The organism is Thalassospira mesophila (assembly GCF_002115755.1).
GTDB lineage: Bacteria > Pseudomonadota > Alphaproteobacteria > Rhodospirillales > Thalassospiraceae > Thalassospira > Thalassospira mesophila.
Genome location: NZ_JFKA01000014.1, coordinates 42,131 through 58,681, shown reverse-complemented (window position 1 = coordinate 58,681; position 16,551 = coordinate 42,131). Strand labels below are relative to the sequence as shown.

Here is a 16,551-nt window from a genome sequence, read left to right as displayed (position 1 = left end):
CGCGAAATGATCCCGGTAAACGGGTAAAATGGTCGCAGACTGTCGCAAGGCCCGGCTTTGCGACAGTCTGATACAAATTGGCGGTTATTGTTGGCAGGCTTCCTGCGTTAAGTTTGCCTGAAATGATGCCCCCAACAGCGAGACAAAGCGGATGACAGATACAGCACATATTCTGGTCGTTGATGATCACCGCGATATTCGCGACCTGATTGGTCGTTATTTGCGCCAGCATGGCTATCGGGTCACCCTTGCCGCCGATGGCAAGGAAATGCGCAAATTGCTGGCCGATGAAATTATGCCCGATCTGGTGGTGCTTGATTTGATGATGCCGGGCGAAGACGGGCTAAGCCTGTGCCGATGGCTGCGCGAAAGCCATGATATGCCTGTGGTAATGTTAACCGCCCTTGGCGAGGAAACCGACCGCATCATTGGCCTTGAAATGGGTGCTGATGATTATTTGGCCAAGCCGTTTAACCCGCGTGAATTGCTGGCCCGGATCAAGGCGGTGTTGCGCCGCGCACAAAGCCTGCCCACCGGGCGCAAACGGCCCCTGGCAGGCGGCGAGGTGTGTTTTGATCGCTGGATACTGGACCGCAACCGCCACGAATTGCGCAATGACGACGATATGGTGATGCCGCTTAGTGCCGGGGAATTTGCCCTGCTTAATGCCTTTGTTGAACATCCGCGCATGGTGTTAACCCGTGATCAGTTGCTTGATATTACCAAGGGCCGCGAAGCAGCCCCGTTTGATCGCAGCATTGATAACCAGGTAAGCCGCCTGCGCAAAAAAATTGAGCCGGACCCGAAAAACCCGGTGATTATTAAAACCGTATGGGGCGGGGGCTATATGCTGACCGTGGATGCGGTGTCGCAATGAAGCGGGTGTTATTTCGCCTGTGGCCGCAAAGTCTGGCGGCACAGCTTATCGCCCTGTTGTTGGGTGCGGTTATTCTTACTCATGTTGTGCTGGCGGTGTTGCTGGCCGAAGAACGCCACGATGCCGTGTTGTCCGAACGGCGCGGCGGGGCATTGTCGCGGGTGGCGGCAATTTCGCGCATATTGGCAACAACGCCGCGCGAAAACTGGCGCGATGTGTTGCGTGTGGCGCAAAGCCCGCAATTTCAACTGCGGTTGCTGACAAACCCCGTCATTTACAATGAACAAACGGACGTAACCCGTTTGTTGTCCGAACGGGTCAATGCTGCCCTTGGCAATCCGCCGGTTGCTGCCCATGTCAGCTTTTTGTCTGTAAGCGATTGTCGCCAGGAACGGCATCGCGAACATCAGCGCATGAGCGAGAGCGAAGCCCGATACGAGAAATCGGCCAAAACCGACAAGGACGAACACGATTATAAAAAACTGAAATTTCACCGCTTTTTTAGCAATATTTCTTGCGATGGCCCGCCAGTGATGGGGGTTGCTGTGCCGATTTATGGCCTGCTGGCCGAGGATGCTGGCACCGGGTTGCCCAATGAAGGCCCGGTTGGAGGCCCTGCTAATGCGTCGGCGGCAGAGGTGCAAAATGGCTCTCCCCTTGTTGTGGCCCAATCTGGTGGCACGGTGGATGGTGCTGTCGATGCGGATGATGACATTGTTTCTGACGCCACCATTGTCAGCCCGACCATCTGGCTTGATGCGCGGATCAATAATTTTGCCGCCCCGCCATGGGTGGTATTTCAAAGCATCATGCGGGTGGTTTTATCGGCGGTGTTGATTGGCATTATTGCGTTTTTCGTGGCCCGGCGCATTACCCGGCCGTGGAAGGCGCTGGCAGTGGCCGCCGACCGGGTGGGGCGGGGGGATTTCCCCGAACCGGTGGCGGAAAACGGCCCGTTGGAAATTCGCCATGCCGCCCGCGCCTTTAACCAGATGACCGCGCGGTTGAAACGCTTTGTTCAGGACCGCACCCGGATGCTGGCCGCGATCTCGCATGATTTGCGCACCCCGATAACCAGTCTGCGTTTGCGGGCCGAATTTGTCGAAGACCCGGAAAACCGGCGTAAAATTATCGAAACCTTAAACGAGATGGAGCAAATGGTGGCTGCCGCAATGACATTTGCCCGCGAAGAAACCGCCGACGAGAAAACCCGCAAGATCGACGTTGTAGCGTTGGTCGAGGCATGCTGTGCCGATCTGGAGGAAACCGGGCACCCGGTGACATTTGAAACCGGGGTTGAGCATTTTTCCTATGCCTGCCGCCCACTGTCGATCAAGCGTGCGCTAAGTAATCTGCTGGCCAACGGGCTGGCGTATGGCGGCAATGTTTTTGTATCGGTTGCGGGTGCAGATGACGGTGGATTATGGATCGATGTGTGCGACGACGGGCCCGGCATTCCTGCTGATCAACGCGACCGCGTGTTTGAACCGTTTTTTAGGCTGGAAGCATCACGCAACAAGGAAACCGGCGGCATTGGCCTGGGATTGGCAATTGCGCGCACGGCCATTCGGGCGCATGGTGGTGAAATATACCTTGAAGATGCAGAGCAAGGGGGCTTGCGCGCGCGTGTGTATTTGCCAGCCCCGGTTTTGGCGCATGCCTGAAGGCGGTATTTTGCCAAATTGCCGTGATCGGGCTTTCCGGTTCTGCATGGCTGCCATTCTTTTTTGAATTTGTGATTGCGCTTTATGGCGTTTCGACCATTTAAGCGGTGTAACAAAAATGAAAATATACAGGACGGAGCGTGCCAATGGCGCAGCAAAACAAGCAGTTTGGTAATGTCACTTCCTTGCCGGGCACAAATTCTGCCCTTTCGGGGGGCGGGTTTGTACGCTCGGTCAATGACTGGCTGATGGAAAGTGCGCTTCAGGATACCGATGTTGACGAAGTCATTTCCGGTATGGTGTCGCGCCTTGTTGCCGCGGGTTTGCCGATTGACCGGGTGATGGTTGGCTTTAAAACCCTGCATCCGCTGTATGAAGGGGTCAGTTATATCTGGTCAAAGCCGACAGGGCAGGTTGAGCGGTCGTTTCATTTGGGGGTGCGTGAAAACAATCCTGAATGGGTTGAAAGCCCGATGAAATGGATGATCGACAATGGTGTGACGTTTTTACGCCGCCATTTGATTGGTCCGGGTGCCATCCTTGATTTTCCGGTTTTAAAATCGTTCCGTGAGCTTAGCGGCACCGATTATCTGGCATTGGTCACACCTTTTGTCACCGATCGCGACAGCGAACTGGGCGAAAACCGCATTTTTATGACCTATCTGACCAGCCGCCCCAGTGGTTTTACCGACGAAGACCTTGCCATTCTTTCCGCCATTCAGCGCCGTTTCGCCGTGACGTGCAAAATGCGTATCATGCATGACGAAACCAAAACCATTCTGGAAACCTATCTGGGATCGGATGCCGGGCACCGCGTGCGCAACGGGCAGATTAAACTGGGCGACAGCACCAAAACACGGGCGGTGATCTGGTTTTCCGATATGCGCAATTCAACTGCGATGGCGGCCCATGTGGGCGATGATGCGTTTCTTGAACAGATGAACAGCTTTTTTGCTGCAACGGCGGGCGCGGTTCTGGCGCATGGCGGGCAGGTGTTACGCTATATTGGTGACGCAACACTGGCAATTTTCCCGATCCGCGATGATGAAGGCGACCTTGAACAGGCTTGCCATGCCGCCGTTTATGCCGCGGCCGAAGTGCAGATGAATATCGAAAACCTTAACCGTGGCCGCGAAGAACAGGGCCTGCCCGAATTTGATTATGGCCTGGGCATGCATGTGGGCGATGTTGTTTATGGCAATGTCGGGGTTAAGGAACGGGTTGATTTTACCGTGGTTGGCCGCGCCGCCAATGAGGCATCGCGGATTGAAAAACTGACCAAACAGCTGGGCAAGCGGGTTTTGGTGAGCGCACCGGTTGCCAAATATATTTCCTGCCCGACAGAAAATATCGGCGAATATGAATTGCAGGGAACGGGCACGCGCGTGACCCTGTATGCCCCGGATTTTAGCGAAGCTTGCCAGCGCCTGGAATTGCTGCGCGCCAGCTAGGCTTTTGCTGTGGCAGTTTGTGGCGGATGTGTTTTGCACGGCGCTGTTATCAAATGGTATATCTGCAATGATTAACCCCGGACACATGTTTTGTGTCCGGGGTTGTTTTTAAGGTTCTGTGTGTTTTTACAATTAACGAATTTCGCATCCACGTAACTGGTCGCGCGCCAGTTGTACTCGTTTGCGGACGGCGCAGTTGCTTAAACCCAGATGTTTTGCGATCTCGTCATAGCTTTGGTCGTAAACGCAGCGCATCAATAGCGGACGACGCAGTTTTTCCGGCAGGTTCGCCAGCGCCGTGTCGAGCTTGGCAAACATTTCGCCGGTCAGGGCATTTTGCTCGGGGGTGGCGACGTCGCGATATGTGATAGCCGGCATGGCATCGTCGGCTGTGCTGTGGGCCTCTTCATGGTACTCGGCCTTGCGTCTGTTCTGGCGATGCAGGTCAATGCAGGCATTGTGAACAATACGCGACAACCACGCGCGATGGTTGCGAATGTCATGCATCGATTCCTCGAACTTGACCGATGCCTTGACCATGGCTTCTGACAGGGCGTCCTGTGCATCGTCCATATTTCCTGACATCAGTTTTAGGCATTGGCGCATAAGGCAGTCCTGTTGGTCAATCCAGAGGGGCCAGAAATTGGGGGCCAGTGTGTTTCGTGCGTCAAAGGGCGCATAATCGGGATCGGGAGAGGCGGTGAATGCGGCGTTTGCAGACTGCGCCTTTGCCGCGTTTGGACCAAAGCCGACTTCTGGGGCCGGCGCCCGATGAGACGGAAGGGAAGCCGGGTGTGCGGGCTGTTGGCGGGCGGAATATGCAGAGTGGGAGTGTCGTGGGGCCGACGAACGGTCGCCCGTCGCTTCTGTGACGTTGTTGGGTTTGCCGGTTTTTCCAGTGTAACGGGTGCCGTCCTGGGCGGGCGTTGAGGCAATGTCGCGGGGCGGGGCGAATGTATCAGTCGGACTGTCAGGTGAAACTGGCTGGCTTGCAGGTCCGTTTGGCAAGGCGCTGCTTGCCCCGGGCAGAAAGGACGAAAGGGGGATGCTATCCGGGACCGGAGAGGATGCCTCTGACGAGGTGGCCCCAAAATGATTGGTAGCATGGAAGCTGACCCCGGCAACAAATTCCTGTGCCAGTCGGGCGCGGCGTGCGGCTTCCAGATGCGCCCAGATCGAGGTTACCTTTGCATCCTGATCCGCAAGGGCTTTTGCCAGTGCATCTTGCAAGGCATGTGCAAAGGCTGTTTCGTTCTCCGTCAAGGTTACAAGAAAATTATTTCGGTTAATGTCGCCCACCACGAATCTCCCCTGAATAAAATACAACTAAAAGTTGCTTGCTGTATTTGTCTTCAATTATGACGTGGTGGAATCTGGATTGTGATATTTTTTCTATTTTTCTAGCTTAGGTTGTGTTTTAAGGCGATATTTTCACAAGGTAGGCTAAAAGGCGGTTCTTTCGGGGGTTTCTCTCTGTCGACGAAAGCAGACACGTTGGTGTGGTGCGACTCTCTTTTGGGTTGTGGTCGTCGCGTAAGGCGGTGTGGCCCCAATCCCGAACAGTTCGAGTGCGGGCCGTGAATATGCTCACATAATTTGCACTGCAATTTTGACATCGCGCGATAACGGGCAAGGCGTGCGCCATGTCCGGCAGGGACCACTGCCTGCCGTGATCATGTCAGGGGCCATTATCATTGCCAGGCAGGCTGCGGGCGCGCATGGCTGGCAATATGCAAGAAGACGCGATAGCACAGAATTTGTGAAAACGGGGCTGGAATCACAAAACCCCGCTTGCCGAAGCAACCGGGGTTTTGGTGGTGCTGGTGATAGGATTTGAACCTACGGCCTACGCATTACGAATGCGTCGCTCTACCAGCTGAGCTACACCAGCACAAATCGATTTGTGGCGCGGAAAATACGGACAATATGCCTGCTTGGCAAGTGCTTTATTTGTGTTTTCTTCATTGAAGGCGCGATTGTTGGCGCAACGGCCAATCGCGACGCGGTTCTAACCTTTGCCCGCATGCAACACACGCAACCCAAGGCTGGAATATGCGGGCGATTACGTGGTCAGCATGTCTGCTGGCAGGCCAATGGCGTTAATATTGCCAAGCATATTCATGCCGTTTATTTTAATCAGGCATCACAAGGGCGGGGCAAAATGGCATTTGCAGCGGATTTTAGCAGAACAGCGCAGGATTACGGAAGTTTTCGGGCTGGTTTTCCTCCCGAATTACTGGTGCGGTTGCAGCCGTTCAATGTTGGGATTTCCGGGCAAAGACTGCTTGATATTGGCACAGGAACCGGCTCGCTGGCGCGCCAGTTTGCCAAGGCCGGATGCATCGTGACGGGCATTGACGTTGTGGATGCGATGATGGCGGAAGCCAAAAGGCTTGATCACGACGCCGGGATAGAGGTCGACTATAAAACCGGCGCAGCCGAGGATATCCCGCTCACGGATAAGAGCATGGATGTCGTGGTCGCAGGTCAATGCTGGCACTGGTTTGACCCGGTTATGGCGACAAGGGAAATTCGTCGGGTTTTATTGCCGGGCGGTACCATCGTAATTTGCCATTTTGATTGGCTTCCCTTGCCAGGAAATGTGGTGGCAGCAACAGAAAAACTGATTTTGCAGTATAATCCGGCCTGGCCGATGGCCGGAGGAGCCGGATTTTATCCGCGCTGGTTGCAAGGCCTGGCCCAAGGCGGTTTTGGCAATCTGGAAACATTCAGTTTTGATGTTAATGTACCCTATTCCCCCGATCAGTGGCGCGGACGCATTCGGGCAAGTGCTGGTGTCGCCGCCAGTTTGAGTGACGAACGTGTGGCTGCGTTTGATGCTGAACATGGTCAATTGTTAGCAACGTATTTTCCCGATGATGTGTTGTCGATCCCGCACCGGGTTTGGGCGGTGGTGGGCCGGGGCTGGTTTGACACCGGCGCAGCAGGACGGGAGGTTCAGAAGGTGCGATGAAAACGAAATGGCTGCTCTTTTCTGGTTGGCTTCGAATGCTTCGTATGAAATGGATAAAAAGAACTGTTTTGTTTGTAATGTCTGTCCTTTGTGCTGTTTTTTCCTTGTGTTGTTCTCGCTATCGCTTGGCCGGGACTCCGATTCCACCACATCTCTTGACAATAATCTGTGGTATAGACGTGTGGCATCATTGCAGGGTGATTCGTATTCTTGAGTGCAAATGAAGCGTATGCTGTGTCGCTATGTTTGTCTTTTTAGCTTCGCACAATTTGTTGCGAATTTTTTGCCTGTATTTCAAGCATTAGTGTTGAGGTCAGCTCAATAAGATTCAAGTTGTTGTGCAGGCTGTTCCGTTGTATGTAAATTTTTGATCGGCAATTTATATTAAATCTATCGATAAGGGAAATGTTGAAAAATCACTCAAATTTGGTTCAAATTTTTATTTTAATAATGTTTCATATGTTGATTTTCAAAGGTGATTTTTGAATCTATTTTTTAAAATTTTTGTTGTAATATTGTCAGTGTCCGCAGTTTTATTTTTTGTGGATGTCGAACAATCTTTTTACTATATTTCAAAAATAAACATTTCCTGGATCGGTACCTCACTTTTATTATTGTTTTTAAATCAAGTTTTAAGCAGCCTCAGATTCGAGATATTCCTGAGGATGTTTGGTCAAAACATAGGATTTCGCCGCGCACATACTGTAAATATATATTCAATACTCGCAGGGATGGCGTTTTTTAATTTTTTCGGGCAAAGCATATCTCGCACCCTTCTTGTAAAAGGTATCTCGGATGCAGAGTCTTCAGTAATTGTTACCGCATTGGAACGCGTTTTTTCGCTGGCCGTTTTAGTGATCGCATCAATTTCTGCAGCTTTTTTTGTTCTCGGGAAAGTGAGTTTTGATTATGCACCTGGTGTAATGCTTTTATCGATGATTTTGTTCGTCGTGCTAAGTATGGGTATTTTTTATATTTTCTTTCTAAAAAAGAGACAAAAGTCCGAGTTGAAACTCGTGTTTTCCAGCGGATTTGGGCGCGGATTTGTTGCTATCATACTTATTATTGTCTTGATGCACACTCTGATGCTTGGGGCATATCTTTCTTTGATTGTGGGCATGGCAGGCCTGAAAGTTTTAACCGCGAAAGCCGTGTTTGCTGCTTTGCTTACGATGTTAGGAGCATCCTTTCCAATAAGTTTTGGTGGCTGGGGTGTCCGTGAAGTTTCTGCCGGGTTTGCTTTTCGGGCGGCAAATATTTCTTCGGCTTTGGGGGTTGGGGCAGGCATCGGGGTCGGATTGCTGACACTTGTTGCGCTGGCTCTGAATTTTTGTGTCGTCTGGGTTCTTAAAGGTCTTGCCCCTGAAAAGAAAGATCTGTCAGTGCATGTGGAGGCAAGCAGCGGCTACAGTCGCCGCTTGATTTTGTTACTTTCATGGGTGGTTGCGCCTGTTGTTCTTGTTCTGATGATGGTTCAATTACCTGTGCCAATCTCAGCGGGAAAGCTGACTGTTAATTTGGCTGATCCATTGGCTATTGTTGCCGGTATGACTTTTGTCTTTGTTGTCATCCAGCGGCGTTCCTGGCGTTCGATATGGAGTAATGCAGGGGTAAACTGGTGGCTTTTTGGCTCGGCATTTGTGATCGCTATCAGCTATCTAATTGGTTACTTTGATTTCGGATACTTGGCATGGGCATTATATAATCGCCTGCTTGGGGTTGGTATTTTATTTTCTTACATTATTGTTGGTGCTTTTTTAACGGCGTTATGGGGCGAGTTCGGGGCGCGGGCGGCTGCGAAATCGGTCGGTTCGGCGTTAATTGTAATCATTGTCTTTGAGTGGTTTTTACGGGTTAATTTTGATCAAACTGTTCTTATGTCGTTGAACTGGGCCAGTCCGCGGTGGGCGGGTTTTCTTGCTAATCCAAACAGTTATGCATTTTTCTTATTATCTGTGTTGCCGTTGCCGTTTTTGTTCCTTGGCTCAAATTCATCTGCGGGAATGAGGGCATGGAAAGAAGCACTTGTTCCGGGAATGTTTTTTGCTGTCATTTATTTAACAGCATCTCGGGCTGCGTTTGGTTCGGCCGCTTTTTTTGCCGTGATGTTTTTTGCCGTCAATAAAAAGAAGACGCTACAGGCGCTTGTCTGCGCAGTGTTGTGCGTTTTATTTCTGTATGGGGCAACTGACCTTCTTAATATTATTTCTGGTTTCGGGCTTGGCAGGGGGGATATTGTTGCGCGTCCGAATGATTTTGCGATTGTTCAGAACGACAGAATTATAAGCATGATCGAGGGGTGGAAAATGTTTGTTGCCCACCCGATTTTTGGTGCGGGTCTTGGAGCATTTTACAAAAGTCAATCGGAACTGGCACTCCCCCTCGCTGAACGCGCCCTTATAATTCATAATTCATTTTTATGGATTTTGGCCGAGGCCGGACTGTTCGGTTTTACCGTTATATTTCTCCCGCCGCTTATTCTGGGGGTACGTACCTTTTGGGGGATGAAGTGGCGAACAGACCCCTATCTTTGCGGGTTTTTGTTGCTATTGGGGAATGCTGCAATTATGGGGATGGCGCACGAGCTAATGTATCAGCGTGTCTTTTGGTTGATGCTAGGTATTTTTCTTGCTCGGCCATTTGTGATGCGTAAACAGGTCAATCAGCTATCTCATTCCTAATTTGCAACGATGTTGGTTTGCGGCTTTCCCGGAATAAAAACTGACGATTGCTATCATATCAGCCATGCGGGCAATTCAGGTTTGAAGCGTTATAGAACATTGACCGCGCTGTAGTTTGGCGGCATAGATAGGCGCCTGATACTGGCCGTGTTGGGCAAAAATCGGGGAGAATAACTATATGTGCCGCTGGCTAAGCTATATCGGGGATCCTGTTTACCTCGACAGTCTGGTTTTTGAACCCAAACATTCCCTTGTTGCGCAAAGCCTGCATGCCGAGGAAGCCAAGACCCCGACCAATGGCGATGGTTTTGGTATTGGCTGGTACGGGGACCGTCACACACCCGGCCTGTACCGCGAAATTTTGCCCGCCTGGAATGACGCGAATTTGCAATCGCTGGCGCATAATATTGAATCCGGTCTGTTTTTTGCCCATGTGCGCGCCTCCACCGGCACCGGCACCAGCCGGTCCAACTGCCATCCGTTTGCCTATGACAAATATCTGTTTATGCATAACGGCCAGATCGGCGATTACAAACTGGTGCGCCGCGAACTTGAAGCCCTGATTGACGATAAATATTATTGTTCGCGCCAAGGCACGACAGACAGCGAACTGATCTTTTATCTGATGCTCAGTTTTGGGCTGGAGCTTGATGCTCATCGCGCCATTCGCAAGGCAATTGAAACAGTCGAAGCCGCCATGCGCCGCCACGACATTAAAGCTGCATTTCGCTTTACCGCCTGTTTAAGCGACGGGGAAAGCCTGTGTGCAGTGCGCTATGCCAGCGATGACAAGCCGCCGTCGCTGTATTATCGCAAACGGGGCAATCAGGTGATTGTGGTATCCGAGCCACTGGATGCTGAAAGTGCGAGCTGGATTGCGCTGGATCGTAATCAAAGCCTGCATGTTTCGCGCGATCTGACCATTTCCAAGGATATGATGCTGGAAGCCTGCGCCTGAAGCGGACGTGCCCGGTATTTGAATTATGACGCAACAATCAGGCTGGTGCGGTTTTGTACCAGCCTTTTTTGCAGCATGTCGGACGGGGCGGCGTTTAGGATAACCGTGTTAAAGTCGCTGGCATGGCCATCGCGGCACAGGGCCTTGCGGCCCATTTTGCGTTCATCGACCAGCAAAATGGCATGGTCGCAGCATTGCACCAGGGCCCGTCTTGCGCGCACTTCGTCCATGTTGAAATCCATCAAATCGCCATCGGGGCCCATGCCGCCAACGCTGACAATGCCAAAGTCGGCACGGTAACAGCCGAAAAATTCGGCACTGTCCGCCCCGATTACATCGAGATCGCGGGTACGGATAGTGCCACCCGCCAGCCGCAAGGTGACACCCGGCGCGTTTTGCATGGTAAGCACCACGTGCAAATTGTTGGTTAACACGGTTAAGTTGCGGTGCCGGGTCAGGCTGTGCGCGGCCAGTTCGGCGGTGGTGCCGGTGCCAATGGCAATGGTGCAGCCTTCGGGGATCATGCTGGTCAGTTTGGCGGCAAGGGCGCGTTTGCCATCGCGGTTCCAGACCTCGCGTTTTTCATAGCTGGTATTATCGGGCACCGGGGCGGGCCCGGCCTTGCCGTGGCGGCGAAAAATGCGGCCCTGTTCTTGTAAATCGCGAAGGTCGGTGCGGATGGTTTGAACAGAAACGTCAAACCGGTGTGCCAGTTCCTCGACAGCCATGAAGCCACAGGATTTGACCAGCGATACAATACGGTCGCGGCGGTTTTCAATTGGCACGGGACGGGGCATCAAAATACCTTTTCTATTTTCGCACGAAAGTTTCCATTTCGCTTGCCCGTGATTATAGCGATGTAAAAATCGCGCTGAGAACCCCGCAATCACTGTTGAAACATTTAATTCTTTGCTTTGTCACACAACTGTTATGAAAATATCGGTAGCGTCCCCCTCACGTTGTTTTCGTACGAAACCTTTAAAAAGTTTCAACCGGTCCAGGGGATATTGATGATGCGTAAAGTTCTTCTTGCTGCCGTGGCTTCGGCCACAATGATGTTGCCAATTGTTGGTCAGGCTGCCGAAAAGCTGGTTCTTTATACCAGCCAGCCCAACCAGGATGCCCAAACTACCGTCGATGCCTTTAAGGCCGCCTATCCTGACATCGAAGTGGATTGGGTGCGTGATGGTACCACCAAGCTGATGGCCAAACTGGGTGCTGAAATTGCTGCTGGCGACCCGCGCCCCGATGTTTTGCTGATTGCCGATACCGTCACACTGGAAGGCATGAAACAGCAAGGTCAGCTTCAGGCCTATAAATCCCCCGAAGCTGGTGCCTATGAGCCTGCCCTTTATGATGCCGAAGGGTATTATTATTCGACCAAGCTGATCACGACCGGCATTGTTTATAATACCGGCGTTTCAAAAAAGCCGACCTCGTGGAAAGACCTGGCGGACCCGGCGCTGAAAGACCAGATCGCCATGCCAAGCCCGCTTTATTCCGGTGCGGCGTTGATCCATCTTTCAACCCTGACCGAAAACCCCGATCTGGGTTGGGATTATTATCAGGCGCTGGCCGATAACAATACCCGTGCGCAGGGCGGTAATGGTGGCACGTTCAAGGCCGTTGCCTCGGGCGAAAAGCCTTATGGCGTTGTGGTTGATTTCCTTGCTTTGCGTGGCAAGGCAGCAGGGTCGCCGGTTGATTTTGTGTTTCCAAGCGAAGGTGTCACCTATGTGACCGAGCCGGTGGCGATATTGAAAACCGCTAAAAATGTTGAAACCGCACACAAGTTTGTCGATTTTGTTCTGTCGGGCAAAGGCCAGAAACTGGTGCAGGATATGGGATATATTCCGGCGCGCAACGACATGGACCTGCCGGCCGGTTTTCCGGCCCGCAAGGATATCAAGCTGATGGCGTTTGACCCCGCTGTGGCCCTTAAAAATGCCGACGCGAACAAGAAGAAATTCGCCGAGATGTTCGGGGCAGAATAATGTTGGCTGTCGGACGCTGGTTGTCAGCATCCGGCCTGCAAATGGGGGGCAACCGGTTTTCTGACCGGTTGCTGCCTTTGCTGTTTGTGCCGGTGATCATTATTTCGGTTTTGCCCATGATCCGCCTCGCGGTCGAGGGTCTGTTTGTGCATGGAACGCCCAGCCTGGATTATTTGCGCGATGTGGCGCAAAGCAGTCAGACGTGGCGGGCAACAGCGCACAGCCTTTATACCGCCGGGTTGGGAACCGTTATTTCCTTGCTGATTGGCGGGGCCTTTGCCTTTTTGGTGGCACTAACAGACATCCGCGCCAAGGCGGCCCTGGTGTTTTGTTTCATGATCCCGATGATGATCCCGCCGCAAATTACCGCCCTTGCCTGGGTGCAATTAACCGGGCCCAGCAGTGCGCTGTTAAACGCCATTGGCATGGCCCCGGCAATGGGATCGCCCCAGCCGCTTTATTCGGCCGAGGGCATTGCATTATTATTGGGTATTCAGCACGCATCGATTGTATTTTTAACCCTGCGCGCCAATTTGCGCCTGTTGCCGCGCGAGCAGATCGAGGCAGCAAGGCTTGCCGGTGCGCGCGGCGGGCGGCTGTGGTGGCAGGTGATTTTGCCACTGACCAGCCCCGGCCTGATCGCGGGCACGGCCATGGCCTTTGTCACCGCACTGGGCAATTTCGGCATTCAGGCGATGCTGGGCATTCCGGGCAATTACATAACGTTACCCACCCTTATTTATCGCAAACTTTCCAGTTTTGGCCCTTCGGCATTGGGCGAGGTGTCGGTGTTGGCAATGCTGATTGGCTTAATCGCGGTTGTCGGTGTGATTATCCATCACCGTTTGCTAAGCAAGCGCGATTACCGTTTGATGGGCGTGGTGGGACGCCCGCTGGATATCAGGCTGGGCAACCGCCGCCTTGTGATTGAAATTGTTCTATGGGCGGTTCTGGTCGCCATTTTGGTCGTGCCGCTGATGGCACTGGTGGCAACATCGCTAGTCCCGGCATTCGGGGTGCGGTTAAGCCTGGATAATTTCAGTTTTGATGCCTTTTATCAGGTGCTGTTTGTTCAGCCCGCCACCATCCGTGCCTTTCACAACAGCCTGTTATTGGCGGTGGGGGCGGCGATTGTGCTGGTCGGGGTTTGTTTGCCGCTGGCTTACGTTATTGTTCGTCGGCCCACACGGTTAACCCGCGTGATTAATTTGCTGGTCGAAATTCCCTATGCCTTGCCCGGCGTGGTGTTGGCCATTGCCTGTATTTTGCTGTTCATTCGCATTCCGGTTTTGAACATCAGCCTGTATGGCACGCTGGCGATTATCTTTGTCGCCTATCTGGCGCGGTTTTTAATCATTGCACTGCGCCCGGTGATGAACAGCTTTTTGCAACTCGACCCGGCACTGGAAGAAGCCGCCCAAGCCTGCGGGGCCGGGGTGGGGCGGCGGTTGCGCGATATATTGTTGCCGCTTGCTGCACCGGCGGCGGCGGCGGGCGCATTGTTGGTGTTTTTAACCGCGTTTAACGAATTAACGGTTTCGGCCCTGTTGTGGTCGGCAGGTAATGAAACGCTGGGTGTTCTGATTTTCAATCTTGATGATAGCGGCGACAGCGTCATGGCATCGGCCGTGGCGGTCATGGTGGTGGGTGTTGTTGTGGCCCTGATGACAGGGTTTCAACTGGCATCGCGCCATTTGCCCAAGGGAGTAATACCGTGGCAGACATAAATTTACATAATGTCACCAAAACATTTGGCGATTATCGCGCCGTCAATGATGTGTCGTTAAATATTGCCGATGGCGAGTTTGTGGCTCTGCTGGGGCCATCGGGCTGCGGTAAAACCACGTTGCTGCGCTTGCTGGCCGGGTTCGAGGAACCCGATGGCGGCGTCATTTCTCTGGCCGGGCAGGCGGTGGCTGATCCGGCGGCAAAGATTATGGTCGCCCCGGAAGATCGCAATCTGGGCATTGTTTTTCAGTCCTATGCATTGTGGCCGCATATGTCGGTGGCGCGCAATGTGGGCTATCCGCTTGAGGTGCGTAAATTATCGCGCGCGGATCGTGATAAACGCATTCGAGATGCGCTGGCGATTGTATCGCTGGGCGATTATGCCGACCGTTCCCCGACCGAGCTAAGCGGCGGGCAGCGCCAGCGCGTGGCATTGGCGCGCTGCCTGGTAATGGAGCCGCGCGCGGTGTTGCTAGACGAACCACTGGCAAACCTGGATGTGCATCTGCGTGAAACCATGCAGCAGGCATTTCTGGATTTTCACCGCCGGACCGGGGCGACCATGGTTTACGTCACCCACGATCAGGCCGAAGCCATGGCGATGGCCGACCGCATTGCCGTGATGGACCGGGGGCATATCCGCCAGATGGCGGCACCTGAAACCCTGTACCGCGAGCCCAGCGACAATATGGTTGCCGGTTTTGTCGGGGCCGGGGCGGTGTTACCTGTGGGCGGGTTTACGATGCAGGGCGATGGCCGATGTGCGGTGCGCATTGGTAACGCAGATGTGATGGCCCGGATCAGTATCGAAGCCAGTACGCATTGCCGGGCCTATCCGGCCCGTATGGTGCCCTCAAACGATGGTGCTGCGGTCGTCGATGGGCAAATGCAGCACCAAACATCGCTGGGCCTGTGTTTGCGGCCCGAAGATGTGCGGGTGGATATGCAGGGCAATTTAACCGGGATGGTTGATGACTGTGTGTATCTGGGCGGGCGGTTTCGCCTGTCGGTTCGCCTTGATGGCCAGCATTCGGTGCCGGTTTACGCCGATCAACGGGCGCGCATTGGCGAACAAATTTCATTATCGATCCGCGATGGTTGGGTCTTTTCACGCCAGGAGGCTGCGTAATGGCGGCGGGTATTCGTGTTTTATCGGGTTTGGGCGAGAAAGCCCCGGCCTGTATCCGGCTGGATTTTTTAAACCGGCGCTGGTTGCTTGATTGTGGCGACGGGCTGGAAAATGAACCGGGGTTTGACCCGGCGTGGCTGACCAAAGTGAATGCCGTTTTCATTTCCCATGATCATGTCGATCATATCGGTGCGGCGCATTATGCCATCGAGGCCGGTTTGCCAATTTACTGCACCGCTGTGACTGCCAAGGCCTTGCCGCCGGGTGCGGATGTGAACATTTTGCCTGCTTTTGGCGAAATTCAGGTCGATGGTGTTACTGTTACCACCGGGCGCACCGGCCATGCTTTTGGCGGGGTGTGGCTGCATTTTGATATCGGCGGCGGGGTTCTTTATACCGGTGATATCTGCACGGAATCCGATTATTTTTTATATGATCAGGCCCCCGATGCGGCCACGGTTTTATGTGATGCATCCTATGGCATGGATAATGTTTCGCAGCGCGACCGGATTGACGGGCTATTGGGGGCCGTTGCCGGGTTTGACGGACAAATTCTGTTTCCCGTACCACCCAGTGGCCGGGCCGCCGAAATGGCCCTGCTGTTTGAACGCCACGGCTTAACCGACTGGACAATGGACATGCGTTGTTATGGTCGGGTTCAGCAGGTATTAACCCCGGGCGGGCAGGATTTTGTCACCTTTGACGCCATTGCCGATTTGCGCCGGTTAACACCCAAGGCGCGCGAATTTAACCCCGATGCCAAATTGCTATTATGCCATTCACCGTGTGGTACCAAGGGCGCATCGGGCGACATTACCCGCAAATGGCAGGAACAAGGGCGTTTGGGGCAGGATGCCAAGGTGATTTATACCGGCCATATGTCCGAAACAGCACGTAAACTGGTGAACGAGGGCAAGGGCGAATTTCATCGCTGGAATGTGCATCCGCGCCTGCGCGATGTGGTTGAACTGGCCCAAAACTGCCATGCCTTACAAATCGTGCCGTTATTTTGTACCCGCCCCGAAGAATTCGGCCTTGTCGAAGGATTTGAAGGCCGGTTACAGCTATCGGACCGGTTTTATCTGTAAGGTTTTC

Annotated in this window: 12 protein-coding genes and 1 tRNA gene; 10 read left to right on the top strand and 3 right to left on the bottom strand. The window is 53.1% G+C overall.

Annotated elements, in window-relative coordinates:
- The first annotated feature begins 151 nt into the window (after window positions 1-151).
- The 3 genes from TMES_RS19890 (at window position 152) to TMES_RS19880 (ending at window position 3,992) form a co-directional block, all read left to right on the top strand.
- On the top strand, window positions 152-877 hold the full coding sequence (locus TMES_RS19890; protein ID WP_085585838.1) for a response regulator: 726 nt from the start codon (window positions 152-154) through the stop codon (window positions 875-877).
- On the top strand, window positions 874-2,541 hold the full coding sequence (locus TMES_RS19885; protein WP_245835524.1) for an ATP-binding protein: 1,668 nt from the start codon (window positions 874-876) through the stop codon (window positions 2,539-2,541). The genes TMES_RS19890 and TMES_RS19885 overlap by 4 nt, the downstream gene beginning before the upstream one ends.
- A gap of 146 nt (window positions 2,542-2,687) precedes the next feature.
- Window positions 2,688-3,992: an adenylate/guanylate cyclase domain-containing protein gene (locus TMES_RS19880; protein WP_085585836.1), complete on the top strand. Its 1,305-nt coding sequence runs from the start codon at window positions 2,688-2,690 to the stop codon at window positions 3,990-3,992.
- 132 nt (window positions 3,993-4,124) lie between these two features.
- On the opposite strand, the gene TMES_RS19875 is transcribed toward TMES_RS19880, so the two are convergent.
- Window positions 4,125-5,291, bottom strand: coding sequence for an RNA polymerase sigma factor (locus tag TMES_RS19875; RefSeq protein ID WP_143589747.1), 1,167 nt, complete (start codon window positions 5,289-5,291; stop codon window positions 4,125-4,127).
- A 516-nt stretch (window positions 5,292-5,807) separates the two neighbouring features.
- Window positions 5,808-5,883: transfer RNA gene (locus tag TMES_RS19870), tRNA-Thr, on the bottom strand.
- Between the two features lie 12 nt (window positions 5,884-5,895).
- Between TMES_RS19870 and TMES_RS19865 the strand changes: the two genes are divergently transcribed.
- From TMES_RS19865 to TMES_RS19855, 3 genes are all read left to right on the top strand, one after another.
- Window positions 5,896-6,966, top strand: coding sequence for a class I SAM-dependent methyltransferase (locus TMES_RS19865; protein WP_211275971.1), 1,071 nt, complete (start codon window positions 5,896-5,898; stop codon window positions 6,964-6,966).
- Between the two features lie 482 nt (window positions 6,967-7,448).
- Window positions 7,449-9,647, top strand: a complete 2,199-nt coding sequence (locus tag TMES_RS19860) for a lysylphosphatidylglycerol synthase transmembrane domain-containing protein (protein ID WP_085585832.1) — start codon at window positions 7,449-7,451, stop codon at window positions 9,645-9,647.
- Window positions 9,648-9,825: 178 nt separating this feature from the next.
- Window positions 9,826-10,605, top strand: coding sequence for a class II glutamine amidotransferase (locus tag TMES_RS19855; protein WP_085585830.1), 780 nt, complete (start codon window positions 9,826-9,828; stop codon window positions 10,603-10,605).
- A gap of 23 nt (window positions 10,606-10,628) precedes the next feature.
- Here the strand turns inward: TMES_RS19855 and TMES_RS19850 are convergent, their stop codons facing one another.
- Window positions 10,629-11,402 carry a DeoR/GlpR family DNA-binding transcription regulator gene (locus TMES_RS19850; RefSeq protein ID WP_085585828.1) on the bottom strand — a complete coding sequence of 258 codons (774 nt, stop codon included), beginning with the start codon at window positions 11,400-11,402 and terminating at the stop codon, window positions 10,629-10,631.
- Between the two features lie 213 nt (window positions 11,403-11,615).
- Here TMES_RS19850 and TMES_RS19845 point away from each other — a divergent pair, with 213 nt between their 5' ends.
- From TMES_RS19845 to TMES_RS19830, 4 genes are read left to right on the top strand one after another with little or no spacing between them, the layout of a single operon-like run.
- Window positions 11,616-12,599 carry an ABC transporter substrate-binding protein gene (locus TMES_RS19845; protein ID WP_085585827.1) on the top strand — a complete coding sequence of 328 codons (984 nt, stop codon included), beginning with the start codon at window positions 11,616-11,618 and terminating at the stop codon, window positions 12,597-12,599.
- Window positions 12,599-14,326: an ABC transporter permease gene (locus tag TMES_RS19840; protein WP_085585825.1), complete on the top strand. Its 1,728-nt coding sequence runs from the start codon at window positions 12,599-12,601 to the stop codon at window positions 14,324-14,326. The genes TMES_RS19845 and TMES_RS19840 overlap by 1 nt, the downstream gene beginning before the upstream one ends.
- Window positions 14,314-15,456, top strand: a complete 1,143-nt coding sequence (locus TMES_RS19835) for an ABC transporter ATP-binding protein (RefSeq protein WP_085585823.1) — start codon at window positions 14,314-14,316, stop codon at window positions 15,454-15,456. The genes TMES_RS19840 and TMES_RS19835 overlap by 13 nt, the downstream gene beginning before the upstream one ends.
- On the top strand, window positions 15,456-16,544 hold the full coding sequence (locus TMES_RS19830; protein ID WP_211275970.1) for an MBL fold metallo-hydrolase: 1,089 nt from the start codon (window positions 15,456-15,458) through the stop codon (window positions 16,542-16,544). Before TMES_RS19835 ends, TMES_RS19830 begins: the two co-directional genes overlap by 1 nt.
- The last annotated feature ends 7 nt before the right edge of the window (window positions 16,545-16,551 follow it).

Coding starts and splice junctions, on each gene's coding strand:
- TMES_RS19850 (WP_085585828.1), bottom strand. CDS start 11,402: ATGCCCCGTCCCGTGCCAATTGAAAACCGCCGCGACCGTATTGTATCG.
- TMES_RS19845 (WP_085585827.1), top strand. CDS start 11,616: ATGATGCGTAAAGTTCTTCTTGCTGCCGTGGCTTCGGCCACAATGATG.
- TMES_RS19830 (WP_211275970.1), top strand. CDS start 15,456: ATGGCGGCGGGTATTCGTGTTTTATCGGGTTTGGGCGAGAAAGCCCCG.
- TMES_RS19890 (WP_085585838.1), top strand. CDS start 152: ATGACAGATACAGCACATATTCTGGTCGTTGATGATCACCGCGATATT.
- TMES_RS19880 (WP_085585836.1), top strand. CDS start 2,688: ATGGCGCAGCAAAACAAGCAGTTTGGTAATGTCACTTCCTTGCCGGGC.
- TMES_RS19855 (WP_085585830.1), top strand. CDS start 9,826: ATGTGCCGCTGGCTAAGCTATATCGGGGATCCTGTTTACCTCGACAGT.
- TMES_RS19840 (WP_085585825.1), top strand. CDS start 12,599: ATGTTGGCTGTCGGACGCTGGTTGTCAGCATCCGGCCTGCAAATGGGG.
- TMES_RS19885 (WP_245835524.1), top strand. CDS start 874: ATGAAGCGGGTGTTATTTCGCCTGTGGCCGCAAAGTCTGGCGGCACAG.